Raw genomic sequence first — 14,751 nt, 5'->3', positions numbered from 1 at the left:
GGCGGGAACGAGAACGCGGAGCTGAGCCCACGCGTCGTGCATCGGATCGTCCCTGGTCCGGAATGCGGCAGTGCCACATGCCGCCTTTATCGTCGAGGACGCTTGCACATTCAAGTGTGGAGTCGCGTAACCGGTCACAGATTCAAGCATCCGTGGCCATTCAGCGGCCTACGCCGGGCTCCCATGACTTCTTCTACAGGGAGTCCGTGTTCATAGCTCACAACACTACCAGCACACGCCCTGCTCCTCACAGGATTCACGCGCGGCTCGCACCGCTAGCTGGCAACCGGCCACACCCTCCAGCGCGAGGAGCCTGCTGCGGTGGTGGCCGCGATTCAATCGGTCTCCGGCACCTCGAAGTAGCTGTTCCAGGCAGGGGCTTCCCGGGTTGTTCCCCGCTACTGCCCGCGCAGCCGAACCGCGAAGTACCGCGCCGGGGAAAGGCCAAGCGCCTTCTTGAACATCGTGATGAAAGCCGTCACCGACTCATAACCCAGCGTCTCGGAAACGCGTTGTACCGGTGCGCCCGCGGCAAGTTCCCGAATGGCGATGAGCAGGTGCAGCTGCTGCCGCCAGCGACCGAAGGACAAGCCCGTTTCGCGTTCGATGAGGCGGGTCAACGTACGCTCGCCCAGGGCCAGGCGCACGGCCCACTGGCCGATGGTGCTGCGGTCTGACGGATCCGCCGACAGCGCCGCAGCCAGCGCACGCACCTTCGGGTGATGGCTGACCGGCAGCGACAGATGCTCAGCCGGCATCTGTACCAGCTCCTCCAGCAACACCCGCGCCAGTCGGTCGATGTGGCTGCCATGCGGATAGTCCAGCGGCGCGTCGGCCAGGTGCAGGATCATCTCGCGCAGCATCGGCGAGATGGCCAGCGTCACGCACTGCACCGGCAGGTCGACGATGCCGGGCTCGACGAACAGGTAGCACAGGCGCGCGTTGGCGGTGGCGCGGTTGCTGTGCGGCATGCCGCCCGGAATCCAGACGCCACACTGGGGCGGCACGATCCACAACGCATTGGCGACTTCGCAGGTCACCGCCCCATGCAGCGCAAGAATGAGCTGACCCTTGCGGTGCTCATGCACCGGAATTTCCGCGTCGTGCTCGGCCACCTGCAGGCGGCTGGCAACCGCCGGGCGATCGGTCTCGTCAGGGTCCAGGTCAAAGCCGGGGAGCGAAATGCGAGCCATTCTCACATTGACCGGTTTTAGCGATTGGTTGTCATTGTAGCGAAATTCGCCGGTGCGGCCGATCACTAGCATGAGCCGCATGCACTCCCCCACTCCTGCCCGTCCCCACGTGTTCCAGGCATTCGCCCGGTTGAAAAGCCCTGCCCTCAGGACCGATCAGGAGGCGGTGCTGTTCTCGCTCAAATGCCTGCTCGCCGCGTCGCTGGGGCTGTATGTCTCTCTAAGGATCGGCCTGAATCGCCCGTTCTGGGTGATCGGCACGGTCTATCTGGTATCGCAGCCTCTGTCCGGGGCAACACTCAGCCGCGGCCTGTTCCGCCTGCTCGGTACCGTGGGCGGAGCCGTCGCCACCGTCGTGCTGGTGCCACGTTTCGCCAATGCACCCCTGGTGCTGAGCGCCGCGCTCGCGACCTGGATGGCGCTGTGCCTGTATCTGGCGATGCTCGACCGCACGCCACGTGCCTATGCGTTCCTGCTGGCCGGCTATACCACCAGCCTGATCGGCTTTCCTGCGGTGATGGTGCCGGGAGACGTGTTCACCATTGCCATCACGCGGGTGCAGGAAATCGCCATCGGCATCCTGGCCGCAACGCTGGTACATACGCTGGTGCTGCCGCGCCGGGTCTCGATGCGCGTGCACGCGCGGGTTGCTGCCGTGCTGGATGATGCGGAACGATGGACGCGCGACATGTGCGCCGGTGCATCGGACACGGTGCTGGCGACGGACCGCTCGAAAGTGGCAGCTGACCTGCTCGAACTGCATGTGCTGTCGATCCACCTGCCCTTCGACAGTGCCCAAGGCGTGGCCCAGGTGCAGATCCTGCGTGCCCTGCATGACCGGATGCTGGACGTCCTGATGCTGTCCAGCGCGGTGGAAGATTCCATCGCCCGGCTGCGTTCACCACAGGCCAGCGCAATGGATGCAAGGGGCTGGCGCGATCTGCTGCGGGCCAGCCTGGTCGCGCAACAGGCCGAGCTCGACCTGGCCCACGCCGACTGCCGCGTGCTGCAGGCGCAACTGCACACCGCCCGCCCCGATTGGCGCCGGCATGTACCTGCCCGCCTTGCGCGACATACGCAGGGTGCGGTACTTCACCGGGATCATCGGCTTGCCCTGCGCAGCGCGCTGGGCGCGTTCGTCGGCATCCTGCTGAGCTGCGTGTTGTGGATCGTTACCGGCTGGTCGGAGGGCGCGACGGCGGTGTCCATCATCGGCACGGCGTGCGTGCTGTTCGGCACGATCGAAGCGCCTGCGCCGCATGTCATGCGCTATCTGGTGGGGTCATTGATCGGCGTTGCCGTCGGCCTGCTCTACGGTCTGCTGATCTTCCCCGCGCTGTCCGATGTCGTCGGCCTGATTGCCGCGCTGGCGCCTGCGCTGCTGCTGTGCGGATCGTTCCTGGCCCGGCCTCCCTTCATCATGGCTGCCCTGGGCGTGGTGCTGACGTTTCCGCTCATCGCGGGACTGGGCGCGACCAATACGGTCAACATCGTCGGCGCACTCAACAACAGCGTAGCGTTGTTCGTGGGTACGACAATGGCACTGTGCAGCATGCAGCTGTTCCAGACCGCCGATGCGGGCCGCAACCGCGCACGGCTGGAGCGTTCGATCCGTCGGGATATCGCACGACACGCCGCCGGACAAGGTGGCGTGGCCCGGGCCTGGCTCAGCCGCATGCTGGATCGAATCGGGCTGCTCGCTCCCCGGTTGCGGGGCGGTTCCAGTGCCGCAGACGACCTGCGGGCATTGTTTGCGGACGTGCGTGCGGTACGTGCATCCAACCAACTCCGCGCACTGGACAAGTGCCAGGAAAACCCGCAGGTCCGGGTGCTTCATGCGGCGCTGATCGAACGCGTCGCCGCACATTTCAGGGTTCGTGCCCACGCGCCACGCAGCGTCGACGCCCATCTTCTGGAACTGCTCGACCGCATGCGCGAGGCAGCAGTGGCCAGCAGCGGGGATGATCGTGAGCATCTGTCGCACCTGCTCTGCGGATTGCGCCGCGACCTGCTGGCGCCTGCTCTCACCCTTCGGCACTGACCTCATGTTTTCTGATCTCTCCATTGATGGCGTGCTGATCCCCGGCCTGCTCGCCGTGGCCGCCGCCGCGCTGGCGCTGTCGATGCTGACCTCGCGCCTGCTCGCCAGTCTCGGTCTGTACCGCTTGTTCGCCGCGCGACCACTGGTGGGCCTGTCCCTGTTCGTGATCCTGGCGGAGCTGATGATCCGGCTCTCGCCCCTGCTCGAGAAATGAAATGAAACACCTGCTTGCTGTCATCGGGCGCTGGAGCGCTACGCTGGTTGTATTCGCGATTGCTGTCGTCGCCGCGCTGTCCATCTGGAAGCGTTACGAAACACGCCCGTGGACGCGGGATGGACGGGGCCGCGCCGATGTGGTGCGCGTTGCGTCGGACATGGGGGGGCTGGTCACCCAGGTGCTGGTGCACGACAACCAGCGGGTCAGCGCCGGACAACTGCTGCTGGTGCTGGATCAGCCACGCCTGGCTGCCGCGCTTGAGAAGGCCGACGCAGCGGTCAGCAGCGCACGCGCGACGCTGGCGCTGGCCCGCCGCGAATCGACGCGGGACAACGCACTGGGCAACCTGGTCGCCTCGGAGACACGCGAACGCAATGCGGCCAAGGTCGACACCGAGCTGGCCGCCCTGGCGCAGGCACGGGCCGAACAGCGCGTTGCCCAGCTCAACGTGCAACGCACCGAGGTGCGCGCGAGCACCGACGGCATCGTCACCAACCTGGACCTGCATGCGGGCGATTACCTGCAACCGGGCGCGCAGGCGCTGGCGCTGATCGACACCGGCAGCCTGCGCATCGAGGGCTACTTCGAGGAAACCAAGCTGGGCTGCATCACCGAGGGCGATGCCGCCGTGGCGCGGCTGATGGGCGACACCCGCGATGTCCGCGGACACGTTGACAGCATCGCCGCCGGCATTGCCGACGATCAGCGCTCAAGCACGCACAACCTGCTGCCGGCCGTGGCGCCGACCTATACCTGGGTGAGGCTGGCACAGCGCATCCCGGTACGCATCCGCATCGATGATGCGCCGCCGGATACGCGCCTGATCGTGGGTCGCACTGCGAGTGTGACCATCACGCCCTCGGCACCGGGAGCCTGCAAGTGAGCGTGCGGACAGTACGTGGTGGGCTGCTTGCCCTGTTGCTGCCCCTGACGGCCTGCGTATCCGGCCCCGACTATCACCTGCCTGCGAACGCCATCGCAGCTTCACAACAGGCTGCGCGGGCGTTCGTCTCAGGCCAGGACGCATCGTTCAGCCACGACGCGCCACCGGATCGATGGTGGCACCTGTATGGCGACCCCCAGCTTGACGCCTACGTACGCGAAGCACTGGCGGCCAATACCGACCTGCGCGCCGCCGATGCCAACCTTCGGCGCGCCAGCGCCACCGTGCTGGAGTATCGCGCGCGCGGTGCCGTACAGGCCGACGTGGATGCATCGGGCACGCTCACCCATGCCGGTGGCTACACCCAGGCATCGGCCGCGCCACAGTCGTATGCGCTCGGCCTTCACCTCTCCTATCCACTGGATCTTGCAGGCGGCATCCGCCGCGGCATCGAAGCCGCCAACGCCGACGCGGAGGCGGTTGCTGCGGCACGCGACCAGGTCCGCGTGGTCGTCGCTGCGGCCGTCACCCGTGCCTATCTCCAGGTGTGCACCCGCAATCACACGCTCGCTGCAACCCGGCAGGTGCTGGCGGTGCAGCGCGCCACCCTGGACGCAACCCGACGCCTGGCTGCAGGCGGGCGCGGAACGGACTTCGATGTCAGCCGTGCCGGTGCCGCCGTCAATCGCAGCGCGGCGGCGATACCGCACCTGCTGGCGGAACGGCAGGCCGCACTGTTCGAACTGGCCGCATTGATGGGCAGGCTCCCGGCGGACTATCCCAGGGAGGCCGAAGCCTGCCCCCAGCCCCCTGAGCTGGAGCAGGCGCTGCCGGTCGGTGATGGCTGGCAGCTGCTCCAGCGGCGCCCCGACATACGTGCCGCCGAACGCAGCCTGGCCGCCGCGACTGCAATGATCGGTGTCGAGACGGCGGGTCTCTATCCGCAGATCACCTTGGGCGCCTCTTCGGGCGTGGCCGGCACACCGGCGCATCTGCTGTCGGCCGACGGCTTCGGTGCGGGCATCGGTCCCGTGCTGTCATGGCACTGGCCCAACCGCCGCGTGGCCAAGGCCCGCATCGCAGCGGCCGGTGCCAACGCAGATACCGCGCTCGCGTCCTTTGACGGCGTCGTGCTGCAGGCACTGCGGCAGACCGAGACCGCGCTTTCTGCCTGCACGCAGGAGCTTGAACGCGAGCGCAGCCTGGCGCAGGCGCGTGGGGATGCAGCGCGGGCCGCCGGGCAGGCGCAGCAGCTCTACCGTTTCGGCAGGATCGATTTTCTCGACCTGCTTTCGGCCCAGGCCGCGCTGGCAGATGCGGAGTCCGCATTGGCCGTCTCGCGCGCGGAGCGCATTGACCGGCAGATGGATCTTTTCCTGTCGTTGGGTGGAGGCTGGGCTGCAACAGATTCAGCCCCGGGCGGGGTCCAGTGACCCGTTGCCTGGCAGCGGCTGCAGGCCGCGCCGTCTGTTCAGGAATGTACCGCCTACACCCGTATTCATTCACACTGACTGCCCTATATTCCCGCCACAGCGCCGCATGCTGCGGCCATGACGGAGGCATCTCCATGAAGACCACACGCTTGCTTGCCATCGCCTTGACCACCACCACCGCGTTGGCTGCGGCCCCCGCCTTCGCCGATCCGCCGCACCACGCCCGCGGCAACGGCCCGCCGCCGCATGCGGGCGGCCCGCATAACCGCGATGCGCCGCCGCCGGGCTGGCAGAAGAAGGCCTGGCGACGTGGCGAGCGCCTGCCGTGGGCCGAAGTGGACCGCCGCTACTGGGTAGACGATTACGCGCGCTATGACCTGCGCGAACCGGGCCGCGACCGGCGTTGGGTGCGCCAGTCCGATAACGAGTACCTGCTGGTGGAGATCGCCACCGGGCTGATCATCGACGCCCTGCATCGCTGAAGCGACCTGCAGCGTAAGCACACGCAGCGATTTACATCGGTGCAGACACCTTACGACCGGGGCCGCCCCGGTCGGCGGTGTCTGCGCCCACGGCGCCCCGCCCGCCTCCGCGGCCCGCCATGCAGGCCCTCCCGCAGCGCGATATACCCGCACATCAGCGCTGTGGCAAATAGCCCCATCGCCACCAGTATTTCGAATCCCCGATCACCAAAGAGCAGGCGGATGGAGGTCTCCAGTGAGCACAGCCTGCCGCAGCGCAGGCCGTGCTCGTTGAAGCCATGGATGAGCACCAGTACGCCCATCAACGTGCACCACGCCATCAGGGCCAGGCTTGCGATGAAGATGAAAGGTCGATGGATACGCATGCGCTTGCTGCGGTCGTCTACGGTGATGTCAGGCGCGACGTTGCGATCACGCGATCGGAAGCATCCAGTTCCACCGACCAGGCTTCGGTATCTAGTCCCAGCCGGTTCTCATACCACCATCGCTGCGCACAGCGACCACTGCATCCACGGCTGGCATAGCGGGTAAAGGGAACATCGGCGTGCTCCACCACGTCAGGGGGCCCCAGCGCCCGCAGTACCTCGCCCCTGCTCGCCCCGACCGGGACCGAGGCAAGCGCGTGGGAATGCCACGCCGAGATCGCCGAGCAACCGGCCACGTACGCCACGAACAGGCCCGCAAGCCCCCACATTAGTGCCCTCATTGACAGATCCCCTCCTGCGCCGCGCGCCCGCGCATCATCCGCGCAGACCTTCTTCAACGTCAAACCTCGACACGCGGGCCTGTTGCAGCGCCCGGCATCCGTGCTAGCGTGCGCCGTCAAACTCTCCATGGGGTGCAGGATGCGCAATGGAATGGGACGGAATCTGGTGATCGCCTGCATGGCCCTGGCTGTTGCCCCCGCGGCGGCAACAGCGGCCGCAACAGCGACCGCAATGCCGGGCGATCGTGGGCAGGATTTCGTGCAGACACAGGCGATCGCCGCGCGCTGCCAGAAGAGCCTGCCCGGCCTGGAACTGCAGTTGCAGGAGGGCCGCAAGCACTGGCTGTCGACACTCGACGCCGCGCAACTGCAGGCCGCCGAGGCCTATGCCAGCAGCAAGGAAGGCAGGACTCTGGGAAAGAGTGTGGAGCGGGATGCCTCCCGCGCCTTCGGTCGCAATACCTTGTCCGCCGCAGCGACCTGCGTTGGCCTGCTCGCCCAGTACGGCCCGGCCCACCCGCTGCCTTCCGGCACGGCAATGCCGGCCGACCGGGTGCAGCACTACATGCTGCACTTTGCACCGATGGTGCTGGCTCGGCTGCAGTGCGCGCGCCTGGACGGCATCGACGTGGCCGCCCAGCCCGATGGCTCGGAAACCTGGCAGTACCGGGCCTGTGTCCAGACCGAATCCGTGCGCATGGCCCCGCTCGGGCAGAGCTGGTCGATGAGCGATGCGGACCGCAATCGCCTGTTCGACGCACTGACCCGATAGGTCGGACAGTATTCCCCGGGGTAGCAGGAACCATGTTTCCACCCACCACCTGGATCAAGTTGCGATCTGCCTTTCCATTGGCGGCCTGCACGGTGCTATGCGCCTGCGGCCTGGTTACGGACAGTTCGTTCGACACGCTGCGCGAGGCGCTTGACTCCGACATGGTGAACAAGGGATGGATTCCCGGCTGGGTGCCCCACGAGGCGACCGACCTGCGCGAGGTGCACGACCTCGACTCGAACACCAGCGCGCTGGCCTTCACCAAGCCTCCTGCGATACCACTGCGGCTGCCTGCGGATTGCCAGGCAACGACATTCAGTCACAGCGATCCTGTTGCGTTCGATCGATACTGGTGGCCGGGCGACGGGACGCTCAAGTCGTCGTATCGCGTCTTTCGCTGCGCGCCCGAATCCGGAAAATCAGTCTTCGTCGCCATCAACAGGACCGAAGACCACGTGCTCTTCTGGCGAACCTACGCGCGGTGATGCGCCCGCGCCACCCTATTCCTCCCCAGGACCCCATGATGCCCAACGCACGTGCACGCTTCGTCGCCCTCGCCCTGTTGCTCCCGGCGTGGCTGCCGGCCTACGCCACGCAGAATGCCCCCGCCGACGTCAAGGCGATCGAACAGGTGGTCGAAGCGTTCCGCACCTCGCTGATCAACAAGGACAAGCCGACCTACATGGGCCTGTTCTTCTCTGATAAACCGGAAGACATCGGCTGGCAGTTCGTTTCCGAGGATGTGCGCCTGCAGGACATCCGCAAGGCCAAGCCCGATGCGATCAAGGCACGGCAGATTCCCGCCAACAACTTCATCGCGCTGATCGACGGGGCGGTCGCCTCGCCGAAGCCGAAGGAGGAGAAGTTCTCCAACACGAAGATCGAGACGGACGGCGATGTGGCCTCGGTCTCGTTTGACTACAGCTTCCACGACGATGGGGTGAAGACCAACTGGGGCAAGGAAATGTGGCAGCTGGTCCGCACGGAGCAGGGCTGGAAGATCTTCTCGGTGATCTACTCGATCCGCGATTCACGCAGCCCGGGCGATTGAACGTCGCTTGACCGGGCCGAACCCAGGCCGCGATCCATTCAGCAAGGGCATTGGCATTCGGCCATCGATCGGGCAGAGTTCGGCCACGCGCAAGGACGCATGCCATGACCCGCCTGCTGATCATCGAAGACAACCCCGAGCTGGTTGCCAACCTGTATGCCTTCTTTGAACCGCTCGGCTACGTGCTGGACGACGCGCGCGACGGCGCCAGTGGCCTGCGCCGGGCCACGCAGCACGACTACGACGCCATCCTGCTGGACCTGATGCTGCCGCGCCTGGACGGCATGACGCTGTGCCAGAAGCTGCGCCAGGAGTTCCAGAACCCGGTGCCGATCCTGATGCTGACCGCGCGCGATCCGGTCGAAGACCGTGTGCAGGGCCTGGCCCTGGGCGCGGATGACTACCTGGTCAAACCGTTTTCGCTGGTGGAACTGGATGCACGGATCAAGGCCCTCGTACGAAGGGCACAGGGGCGCCAGGTCCAGAGCGTGCTGGCGTGGAAGGACCTGCAGGTGGACACGCGCTCGCCACAGGCCTGGCGGCAAGGCCGCTGCATTGCGCTGACGCCCACGTCGCACAAGCTGCTGATGTGCCTGGTGCGTGCAGCTCCCGCCGTGGTGCGCAAGCAGGAGATGGAATACCTGGTCTGGGGCGACGAGCCACCGGACAGCGGCGCGCTGCGAACCCACATCCATGAGCTGCGCCTGCAGGTGGACCGCAGCTTCGACACCGCGCTGATCACCACGGTGCACAGCGTCGGCTGGCGCATGCAGGCGTGAGCCCTGCCTCCCTCTACCGCCGCCTGAGCCTGCGCACCCGCATCACGATCTCGTTCGTGCTGTTGATGGCCGGTGCCATGGGCTTCATCGTACTGGCCGAACAGGTCGACTACGACCAGGTCCGGACTGCTGTCGTCGCACGGACCCAGCACGGCGAAGTGCAAAGGCTGCAGGCCGCGCTGGATCGTGGCCAACGCCCCGCCCTGCCACCAGGGACCCAGCTGTTCGATGCCCAGGACGTGCCTGTCGTGCTGCGCCAATACGGCCCGGGCTACCACGGCGAAGAGGCGCCCAACGAGTGGCACCTGCGTGTGTTCGACAGTGGTGGCCAACGCTACTACCTGCTGCAGGACGCCGCACCCTATGGCTATCTGGAACACCTGATCAATGCCTTTGCGGCACTGGTCATTTCGGTCTGCGTGTTCGGCGCCTTCCTCATCGGCCGCAAGGTCGCTACCCACGTCATCGCGCCCATCACACGATTGGCCGATGCGGTGCAGGACGGCCACAAGCCCTTTCCCTACCAGGACGCACGCGACGAGATCGGCGTGCTCGCGCGCGCCTTTGCCCGCCATAGTGACGAGCTCGAACGGTTCCTGCATCGCGAGCAGTGCTTCAGCGGCGATGCCAGCCACGAGCTGCGCACGCCCTTGGCCATCATCGGCGGTGCTGCCGAAACGCTGGCCTGCCAGCTTCCGGCCGACAGCCACCTGGTTCCCAGCGCGGCACGCATCCTGCGTACCACCCAGGAGATGCAGCGCCAGCTGACCTGCCTGCTGCTGCTCTCGCGTGCCCCCGGCGCCGTGCCGCGCAACGCGGTGGCCCTGCGTCCGCTGCTCGAATCCTGCATGGAGCGCTGCCAGCCCTGGCTTTCCGGCAAGCCGGTGACCGTTGCGTTTGATGCCCGGCATGACGCCGTGCTGGTCACCAACGCGGATCTGGCGCACAGCATCATCTGGAATCTGCTGCGCAATGCCTGCCAGTACACCGAAAGCGGCGAGGTGCGAATCACCCTCCACGACACCGCACTCATCGTCGCTGACACCGGACCCGGCCTGCCGTCCAGCATCGACCCACGGCAGTTCCAGCGCTTCGCGCCGGGTGGCGCGCACAGCGGCGAGGGGCTGGGGTTGTCGATCGTGCAGCGCATCGTCGAGCACCTGGGCTGGACGATGACCGTGCAATCCTCCGGGCAGGGGTGCCGGTTCACCCTGCGCTGGCCCCGCCCCCCGCATCTGACGGATTCCTGACATCGGGCTGCACATGCTCCGGGCTGCTCCCCCGCTCTGGAGACGGCATGCAGCACCCCAAGGACAGCGGCAAGTACCCGCACGGCAAGACCGGATTGAGCCGCATCTTCCACACCCTCATCCATTCGCGCGATGGCTTCATCGCCACCTTTCGCGGCGAGGCGGCGTTCCGCCAGTTGTTGCTGCTGCACGCGCTGCTGATGGCGGCTGCGTTCGTGCTGGACATCAGCACGGTCGAGCGGGCACTGGTGCTGGCGGTCTGCTTCATCAGCCTGCTGGTGGAACTGCTCAACTCGGCGATTGAAGCCGTGGTTGATCGCATCTCGCTGGAGAAGCATCCGCTGTCCAAGAACGCCAAGGACATGGGCAGCGCCGCGCAGACCACCGCGTTGTTGATGGTGGGTGCGGTGTGGGGCGTGATCCTGCTGGGCTAGCCCGGCAATCCTGACAACTTCCTGATAAGGCCGTTTCGATACTGCGCGCACTCCTGTTCCGCGGAACCTGCTCGTGCGTCAATGCCTCCGTTTCCCGCGGTCCCATCCAATCGTTCTGGTCTGGGCCGCCGCACTGTTCTTCGCCACGATTGGAAACATTGCCCTCTGGAAGACGCTCTGGGGGCTGATCGATCTCAACAGCCTGCGCAGCATGCTGTTCCTGGCCAGCCTGCCGCCGCTGCTGTTCTGCCTGTTCAACCTGCTGCTGACGCCACTGCTGGCACTGCCATTCCTGCGCAGGCCGCTGCTGGTGCTGCTCGTTGTCGTCAGCGCCGCGTGCAGCTACTTCATGCTGCACTACAACGTGCTGATCGATCGCAGCATGGTGCAGAACGTGTTCGAGACCAATCAGGCCGAACTGAACGCCTATCTGTCGCTGCCGCTGCTGTTGACCCTGCTGGCGCTGGGCGTGCTGCCTGCTGCCGGGCTCGCCCTGGTGCGCACCACCAGCGGGGCCGGTTCGATACGTTCGCTGCTGGTGTGGCCGGCCAACGTCCTGGCGTCGCTTGTGGTGCTGCTGGTGATCGGCTTTTCGTTCTACAAGGACTACTCCTCGCTGCTGCGCAACAACCGCTACATCCGCGACCAGGTACTGCCGTTGAACGTGGTGCGCCATACCCACGGCTACCTGAAGAGCCTCTACAGCACCCGCCAGCAACCGTTGCGCCCAATCGGCACGGACGCGCGGCGCTTTCCGGGCCCGCGCCCGAAGCTGGTGGTCATGGTCGTCGGCGAGACCGCGCGTTCACAGAACGTCCAGCTCAACGGCTACCCACGCGCGACCAATCCCCGGCTCTCGCGCAAGGATGGCGTCATCAGCTTCAGTGATGTTTCCTCATGCGGAACCGCAACGGCGATTTCGGTACCGTGCATGTTCTCGCAGATGACCCGCCAGCAATACGACGACGTCCGCGCGGCGACCGAGGAGAACGTGCTCGACATCCTGCAGCGTACCGGCGTCGGCGTGCTCTGGCGCAACAACAACAATGGCGGCTGCAAGGGCGTGTGCGAGCGCGTGCCGACCGAGGACATGCCCGCACTCAAGGTGGCCGGCCGGTGCGTCAACGCCGACGGCACCTGCTACGACGACGTGCTGCTGCATCAGCTCGGCGCACGCATCGACGCCATCCACGGCGATGCCCTGGTCGTGCTGCATCAACTCGGCAGCCATGGGCCGACCTACTTTGAACGGTATCCCGCAGCGTCGCGGGCCTTCAGCCCGACCTGCGACAGCAACCAGATCCAGCACTGCAGCAACGAGGCACTGGTCAACACCTATGACAACACCCTGGTGCATACCGACCAGGTGCTGGCGGAGACCATCGACCTGCTGCAGGGCTATTCGGACCACCGCGACGTTGCGCTGATCTATGTCTCCGACCATGGTGAGTCGCTCGGCGAACGCGGCATGTACCTTCACGGCACGCCCTACTTCATCGCCCCGCGCGAACAGACCCAGGTGCCGATGGTGATGTGGCTCTCAACGGAGTTCAGCCGCAACGCGGGCCTGGACATGGCCTGCCTGCGTGGGAATGCGCTGCGCCGCGCCTACAGCCACGACAATGTCTTCCATTCCCTGCTGGGCCTGTTCGGTGTCAGCAGCAGCGTGTACCAGCGCGATCTGGATGTCTTCGCCGGCTGCCGGGCGACGACCGGCGCGCCGCTCGCCACCGCGCCGGCCAAGCGGCACCGGCTGATGCCGGTCACCGCCCGGAACGTGGCACGCTACTGTGCGGCAAGGGCGAAATCCAGGCCGGCGCATACCGCCGCCACCTGGGCGTCGTTGCATTCCTGCGGGTTGGTGCGCGGGCTGTCCGGGTAGACCTCGGTGGTGGTGGCAAAGCGTGCATCAGTGAAGCCGGCGCAGGCACCAATCGAACGCGATTCGCCCCAGACCACGCCCGGCGACTGCAACGGCAGGCCGACCAGGTTGCCCTCGGCGTCGGCCGGGGCGATATGGGTGACCGGGGCGACGGCGGCGATCAGGGCCTTCTGGAACTCGGCCTGCGGATCCTCGCTGTTGCCGATCACGTAGAAGCCGTCCGGAATCGTGTCGCGCTCGAACGGCTTGCCGTCGCGGGCGCAGCGGGCCGGATCGAACTCGTGCAGGTCGCTGTCGGTGGTCTCGTGCAGGTCCAGGTGCACCAGCAGGTTCGGCTTGCGCTCGGCCACCCAGCGCATCAGCGCGGCGGCTTCCTCGATCTGGCCGCCGTCACGGAAGCTGCGGTTCGGGTCGACGGCATCCGGGTTCCAGCGCTGGATGCGCTCGTAGCCCCATGGGCTGACGCACGGCGCCACGATCAGGTTCAGCCGGCCCAGGTAGCGCTCGGCCTGCTGTTCCAGGAACTGCAGGGCGCCATGCACGCCACTGGTCTCATAGCCGTGCACGCCGCCGGTGATCAGCGCGGTCGGCAGCGCCGGGTTCCAGTCGTGGTTGACCACGGCGAACAGCGGGTAATGGTCCGGCGCGTAGTCCAGCTGACCGTACTGGATCACATCGAAGCTGTCGTCCAGGCGTTCAAGCGCGGCCACCACATCGTCGTGGTAGCTGCGCTGGCGCTGCTGGCGGGCCCGCCACTGTGCGCGTTCCGCGTCGCCCCAGGGCTGTCCGGGGGTGCCGATCGGGTAGAACTGCGCAACAGTCATTGGGGAACTCCAGGGGTCGAACGGATGGGTGCAGCCGGACATTCTAAGCCTTGTCGCGCCTGCGGGCCCCTCCCCCCGGCCCCGCCTTCATCCAGGCCGGGTCATCTGGTTGTAAAATCAACGGTTTTTGGCCCCTCACCCCTTGATGGCGAACGCAGCGCAGCCGGTCCTGGGTGGACCGGAGTTCCTCCGCCTGCTCGCCCGTCTCAGCGACGGCGCGATGCCGGCCACCAGTCCCGCCCTGACCGATCGCCTCGGCCAGTGGGTGGACTGGAGCCGCGCCGTGGCCCTGTCCGGGGCGCTCGGCGGACGCCTGCCCGAGCCCGGTGAAGCCGCCGAAGCGCTCGAGGATGTGCTGGCCGACTGCGCGCAGGCGCACGCCAGCCTGCTGGCCTCGATCAGTGAGGATGCCGAAGCCGAGCGCCTGCTGGACCTGGCCGAAGCCGCCGCTGTACCCAACTTCGCCTCGCTGCGCCAGCGCTATCGGGTGCTGCAGCAGGCCATCCAGACGGCCACCGGGCGCCTGCGCGGCCGCCTGCGCGACCAGCTGGTGCAGGTTTCACCCGAGCTGGCGCGGCTGGCCGAGGTCGATGCGGTGATGGAACAGACCCTCACCCCGCGCGAGCACAGCCTGCTGGCCACGGCGCCGGCGGTGCTCGGCGCCCGTTTTGAACGCGTGCACGGCCAGCCCGGCTGGCGCGCGGCCTTCCGCCATGACATGCGCACCCTGCTGCTCGCCGAGCTGCAGCTGCGCTTCCACCCGATCGAAGGGCTGCAAGACGCCCTGCGCTCCCACTGACCGGA

17 protein-coding genes and 1 pseudogene are annotated in these 14,751 nt (G+C 66.7%); 14 read left to right on the top strand and 4 right to left on the bottom strand.

Annotation, left to right across the window (positions count from 1 at the left end):
• Positions 1 to 234: 234 nt before the first annotated feature.
• A pseudogene (locus VG561_RS10790) lies at positions 235 to 363 on the top strand (alpha/beta hydrolase); the annotation flags it as partial.
• 35 nt (positions 364 to 398) lie between these two features.
• Here VG561_RS10790 and VG561_RS10785 read toward each other — a convergent pair.
• Positions 399 to 1,193, bottom strand: coding sequence for an AraC family transcriptional regulator (locus VG561_RS10785; RefSeq protein ID WP_262094003.1), 795 nt, complete (start codon positions 1,191 to 1,193; stop codon positions 399 to 401).
• 79 nt (positions 1,194 to 1,272) lie between these two features.
• Here VG561_RS10785 and VG561_RS10780 point away from each other — a divergent pair, with 79 nt between their 5' ends.
• The 5 genes from VG561_RS10780 (at position 1,273) to VG561_RS10760 (ending at position 6,249) form a co-directional block, all read left to right on the top strand.
• On the top strand, positions 1,273 to 3,234 hold the full coding sequence (locus VG561_RS10780; protein ID WP_227864601.1) for an FUSC family protein: 1,962 nt from the start codon (positions 1,273 to 1,275) through the stop codon (positions 3,232 to 3,234).
• Between the two features lie 4 nt (positions 3,235 to 3,238).
• Positions 3,239 to 3,448: a DUF1656 domain-containing protein gene (locus VG561_RS10775; RefSeq protein ID WP_014647401.1), complete on the top strand. Its 210-nt coding sequence runs from the start codon at positions 3,239 to 3,241 to the stop codon at positions 3,446 to 3,448.
• Between the two features lies 1 nt (position 3,449).
• The gene (locus tag VG561_RS10770; protein ID WP_423179575.1) at positions 3,450 to 4,334 is read left to right on the top strand and encodes a biotin/lipoyl-binding protein; all 885 of its coding nucleotides are present in this window, start codon (positions 3,450 to 3,452) and stop codon (positions 4,332 to 4,334) included.
• Entirely contained in the window at positions 4,331 to 5,767 is a 1,437-nt protein-coding gene (locus VG561_RS10765; protein ID WP_164077155.1) for an efflux transporter outer membrane subunit, read from the top strand. The genes VG561_RS10770 and VG561_RS10765 overlap by 4 nt, the downstream gene beginning before the upstream one ends.
• 134 nt (positions 5,768 to 5,901) lie before the next feature.
• Complete coding sequence (locus tag VG561_RS10760; RefSeq protein ID WP_049439424.1) at positions 5,902 to 6,249, top strand: RcnB family protein; 348 nt, start codon at positions 5,902 to 5,904, stop codon at positions 6,247 to 6,249.
• 50 nt (positions 6,250 to 6,299) lie between these two features.
• Here the strand turns inward: VG561_RS10760 and VG561_RS10755 are convergent, their stop codons facing one another.
• Together VG561_RS10755 and VG561_RS10750 are read right to left on the bottom strand one after the other, a co-directional pair.
• On the bottom strand, positions 6,300 to 6,614 hold the full coding sequence (locus VG561_RS10755) for a hypothetical protein (RefSeq protein ID WP_164077156.1): 315 nt from the start codon (positions 6,612 to 6,614) through the stop codon (positions 6,300 to 6,302).
• 17 nt (positions 6,615 to 6,631) lie between these two features.
• Positions 6,632 to 6,943 carry a hypothetical protein gene (locus tag VG561_RS10750; RefSeq protein WP_239510489.1) on the bottom strand — a complete coding sequence of 104 codons (312 nt, stop codon included), beginning with the start codon at positions 6,941 to 6,943 and terminating at the stop codon, positions 6,632 to 6,634.
• A 163-nt stretch (positions 6,944 to 7,106) separates the two neighbouring features.
• Between VG561_RS10750 and VG561_RS10745 the strand changes: the two genes are divergently transcribed.
• The 7 genes from VG561_RS10745 to VG561_RS10715 all read left to right on the top strand — a co-directional run bounded on the left by VG561_RS10745 (position 7,107) and on the right by VG561_RS10715 (position 13,123).
• Entirely contained in the window at positions 7,107 to 7,727 is a 621-nt protein-coding gene (locus tag VG561_RS10745; RefSeq protein ID WP_423179574.1) for a hypothetical protein, read from the top strand.
• A 32-nt stretch (positions 7,728 to 7,759) separates the two neighbouring features.
• Entirely contained in the window at positions 7,760 to 8,212 is a 453-nt protein-coding gene (locus VG561_RS10740) for a hypothetical protein (RefSeq protein WP_262093799.1), read from the top strand.
• Between the two features lie 35 nt (positions 8,213 to 8,247).
• Positions 8,248 to 8,778, top strand: a complete 531-nt coding sequence (locus tag VG561_RS10735; protein ID WP_014647406.1) for a nuclear transport factor 2 family protein — start codon at positions 8,248 to 8,250, stop codon at positions 8,776 to 8,778.
• Positions 8,779 to 8,882: 104 nt separating this feature from the next.
• Complete coding sequence (locus VG561_RS10730) at positions 8,883 to 9,557, top strand: response regulator transcription factor (RefSeq protein WP_014647407.1); 675 nt, start codon at positions 8,883 to 8,885, stop codon at positions 9,555 to 9,557.
• Positions 9,554 to 10,807, top strand: a complete 1,254-nt coding sequence (locus VG561_RS10725; protein ID WP_049439413.1) for a HAMP domain-containing sensor histidine kinase — start codon at positions 9,554 to 9,556, stop codon at positions 10,805 to 10,807. The genes VG561_RS10730 and VG561_RS10725 overlap by 4 nt, the downstream gene beginning before the upstream one ends.
• Positions 10,808 to 10,854: 47 nt before the next feature.
• Entirely contained in the window at positions 10,855 to 11,241 is a 387-nt protein-coding gene (locus VG561_RS10720) for a diacylglycerol kinase (RefSeq protein ID WP_014647409.1), read from the top strand.
• Between the two features lie 73 nt (positions 11,242 to 11,314).
• Positions 11,315 to 13,123: a phosphoethanolamine transferase gene (locus tag VG561_RS10715; protein ID WP_423179573.1), complete on the top strand. Its 1,809-nt coding sequence runs from the start codon at positions 11,315 to 11,317 to the stop codon at positions 13,121 to 13,123.
• Here VG561_RS10715 and VG561_RS10710 read toward each other — a convergent pair.
• The gene (locus VG561_RS10710) at positions 13,027 to 13,947 is read right to left on the bottom strand and encodes a M14 family metallopeptidase (protein WP_033835608.1); all 921 of its coding nucleotides are present in this window, start codon (positions 13,945 to 13,947) and stop codon (positions 13,027 to 13,029) included. The two genes, VG561_RS10715 and VG561_RS10710, sit on opposite strands and share 97 nt — an antisense overlap.
• Positions 13,948 to 14,092: 145 nt before the next feature.
• On the opposite strand from VG561_RS10710, the gene VG561_RS10705 reads away from it, so the two are divergent.
• Entirely contained in the window at positions 14,093 to 14,746 is a 654-nt protein-coding gene (locus tag VG561_RS10705) for a DUF3348 family protein (protein WP_014647411.1), read from the top strand.
• Positions 14,747 to 14,751 lie beyond the last annotated feature (5 nt).

Source organism: Stenotrophomonas sp. CASM110, from assembly GCF_049384345.1.
GTDB lineage: Bacteria > Pseudomonadota > Gammaproteobacteria > Xanthomonadales > Xanthomonadaceae > Stenotrophomonas > Stenotrophomonas muris.
The sequence above is the reverse complement of the archived record's forward strand: the minus strand, read 5'-3'. Positions and strand labels throughout refer to the sequence as shown.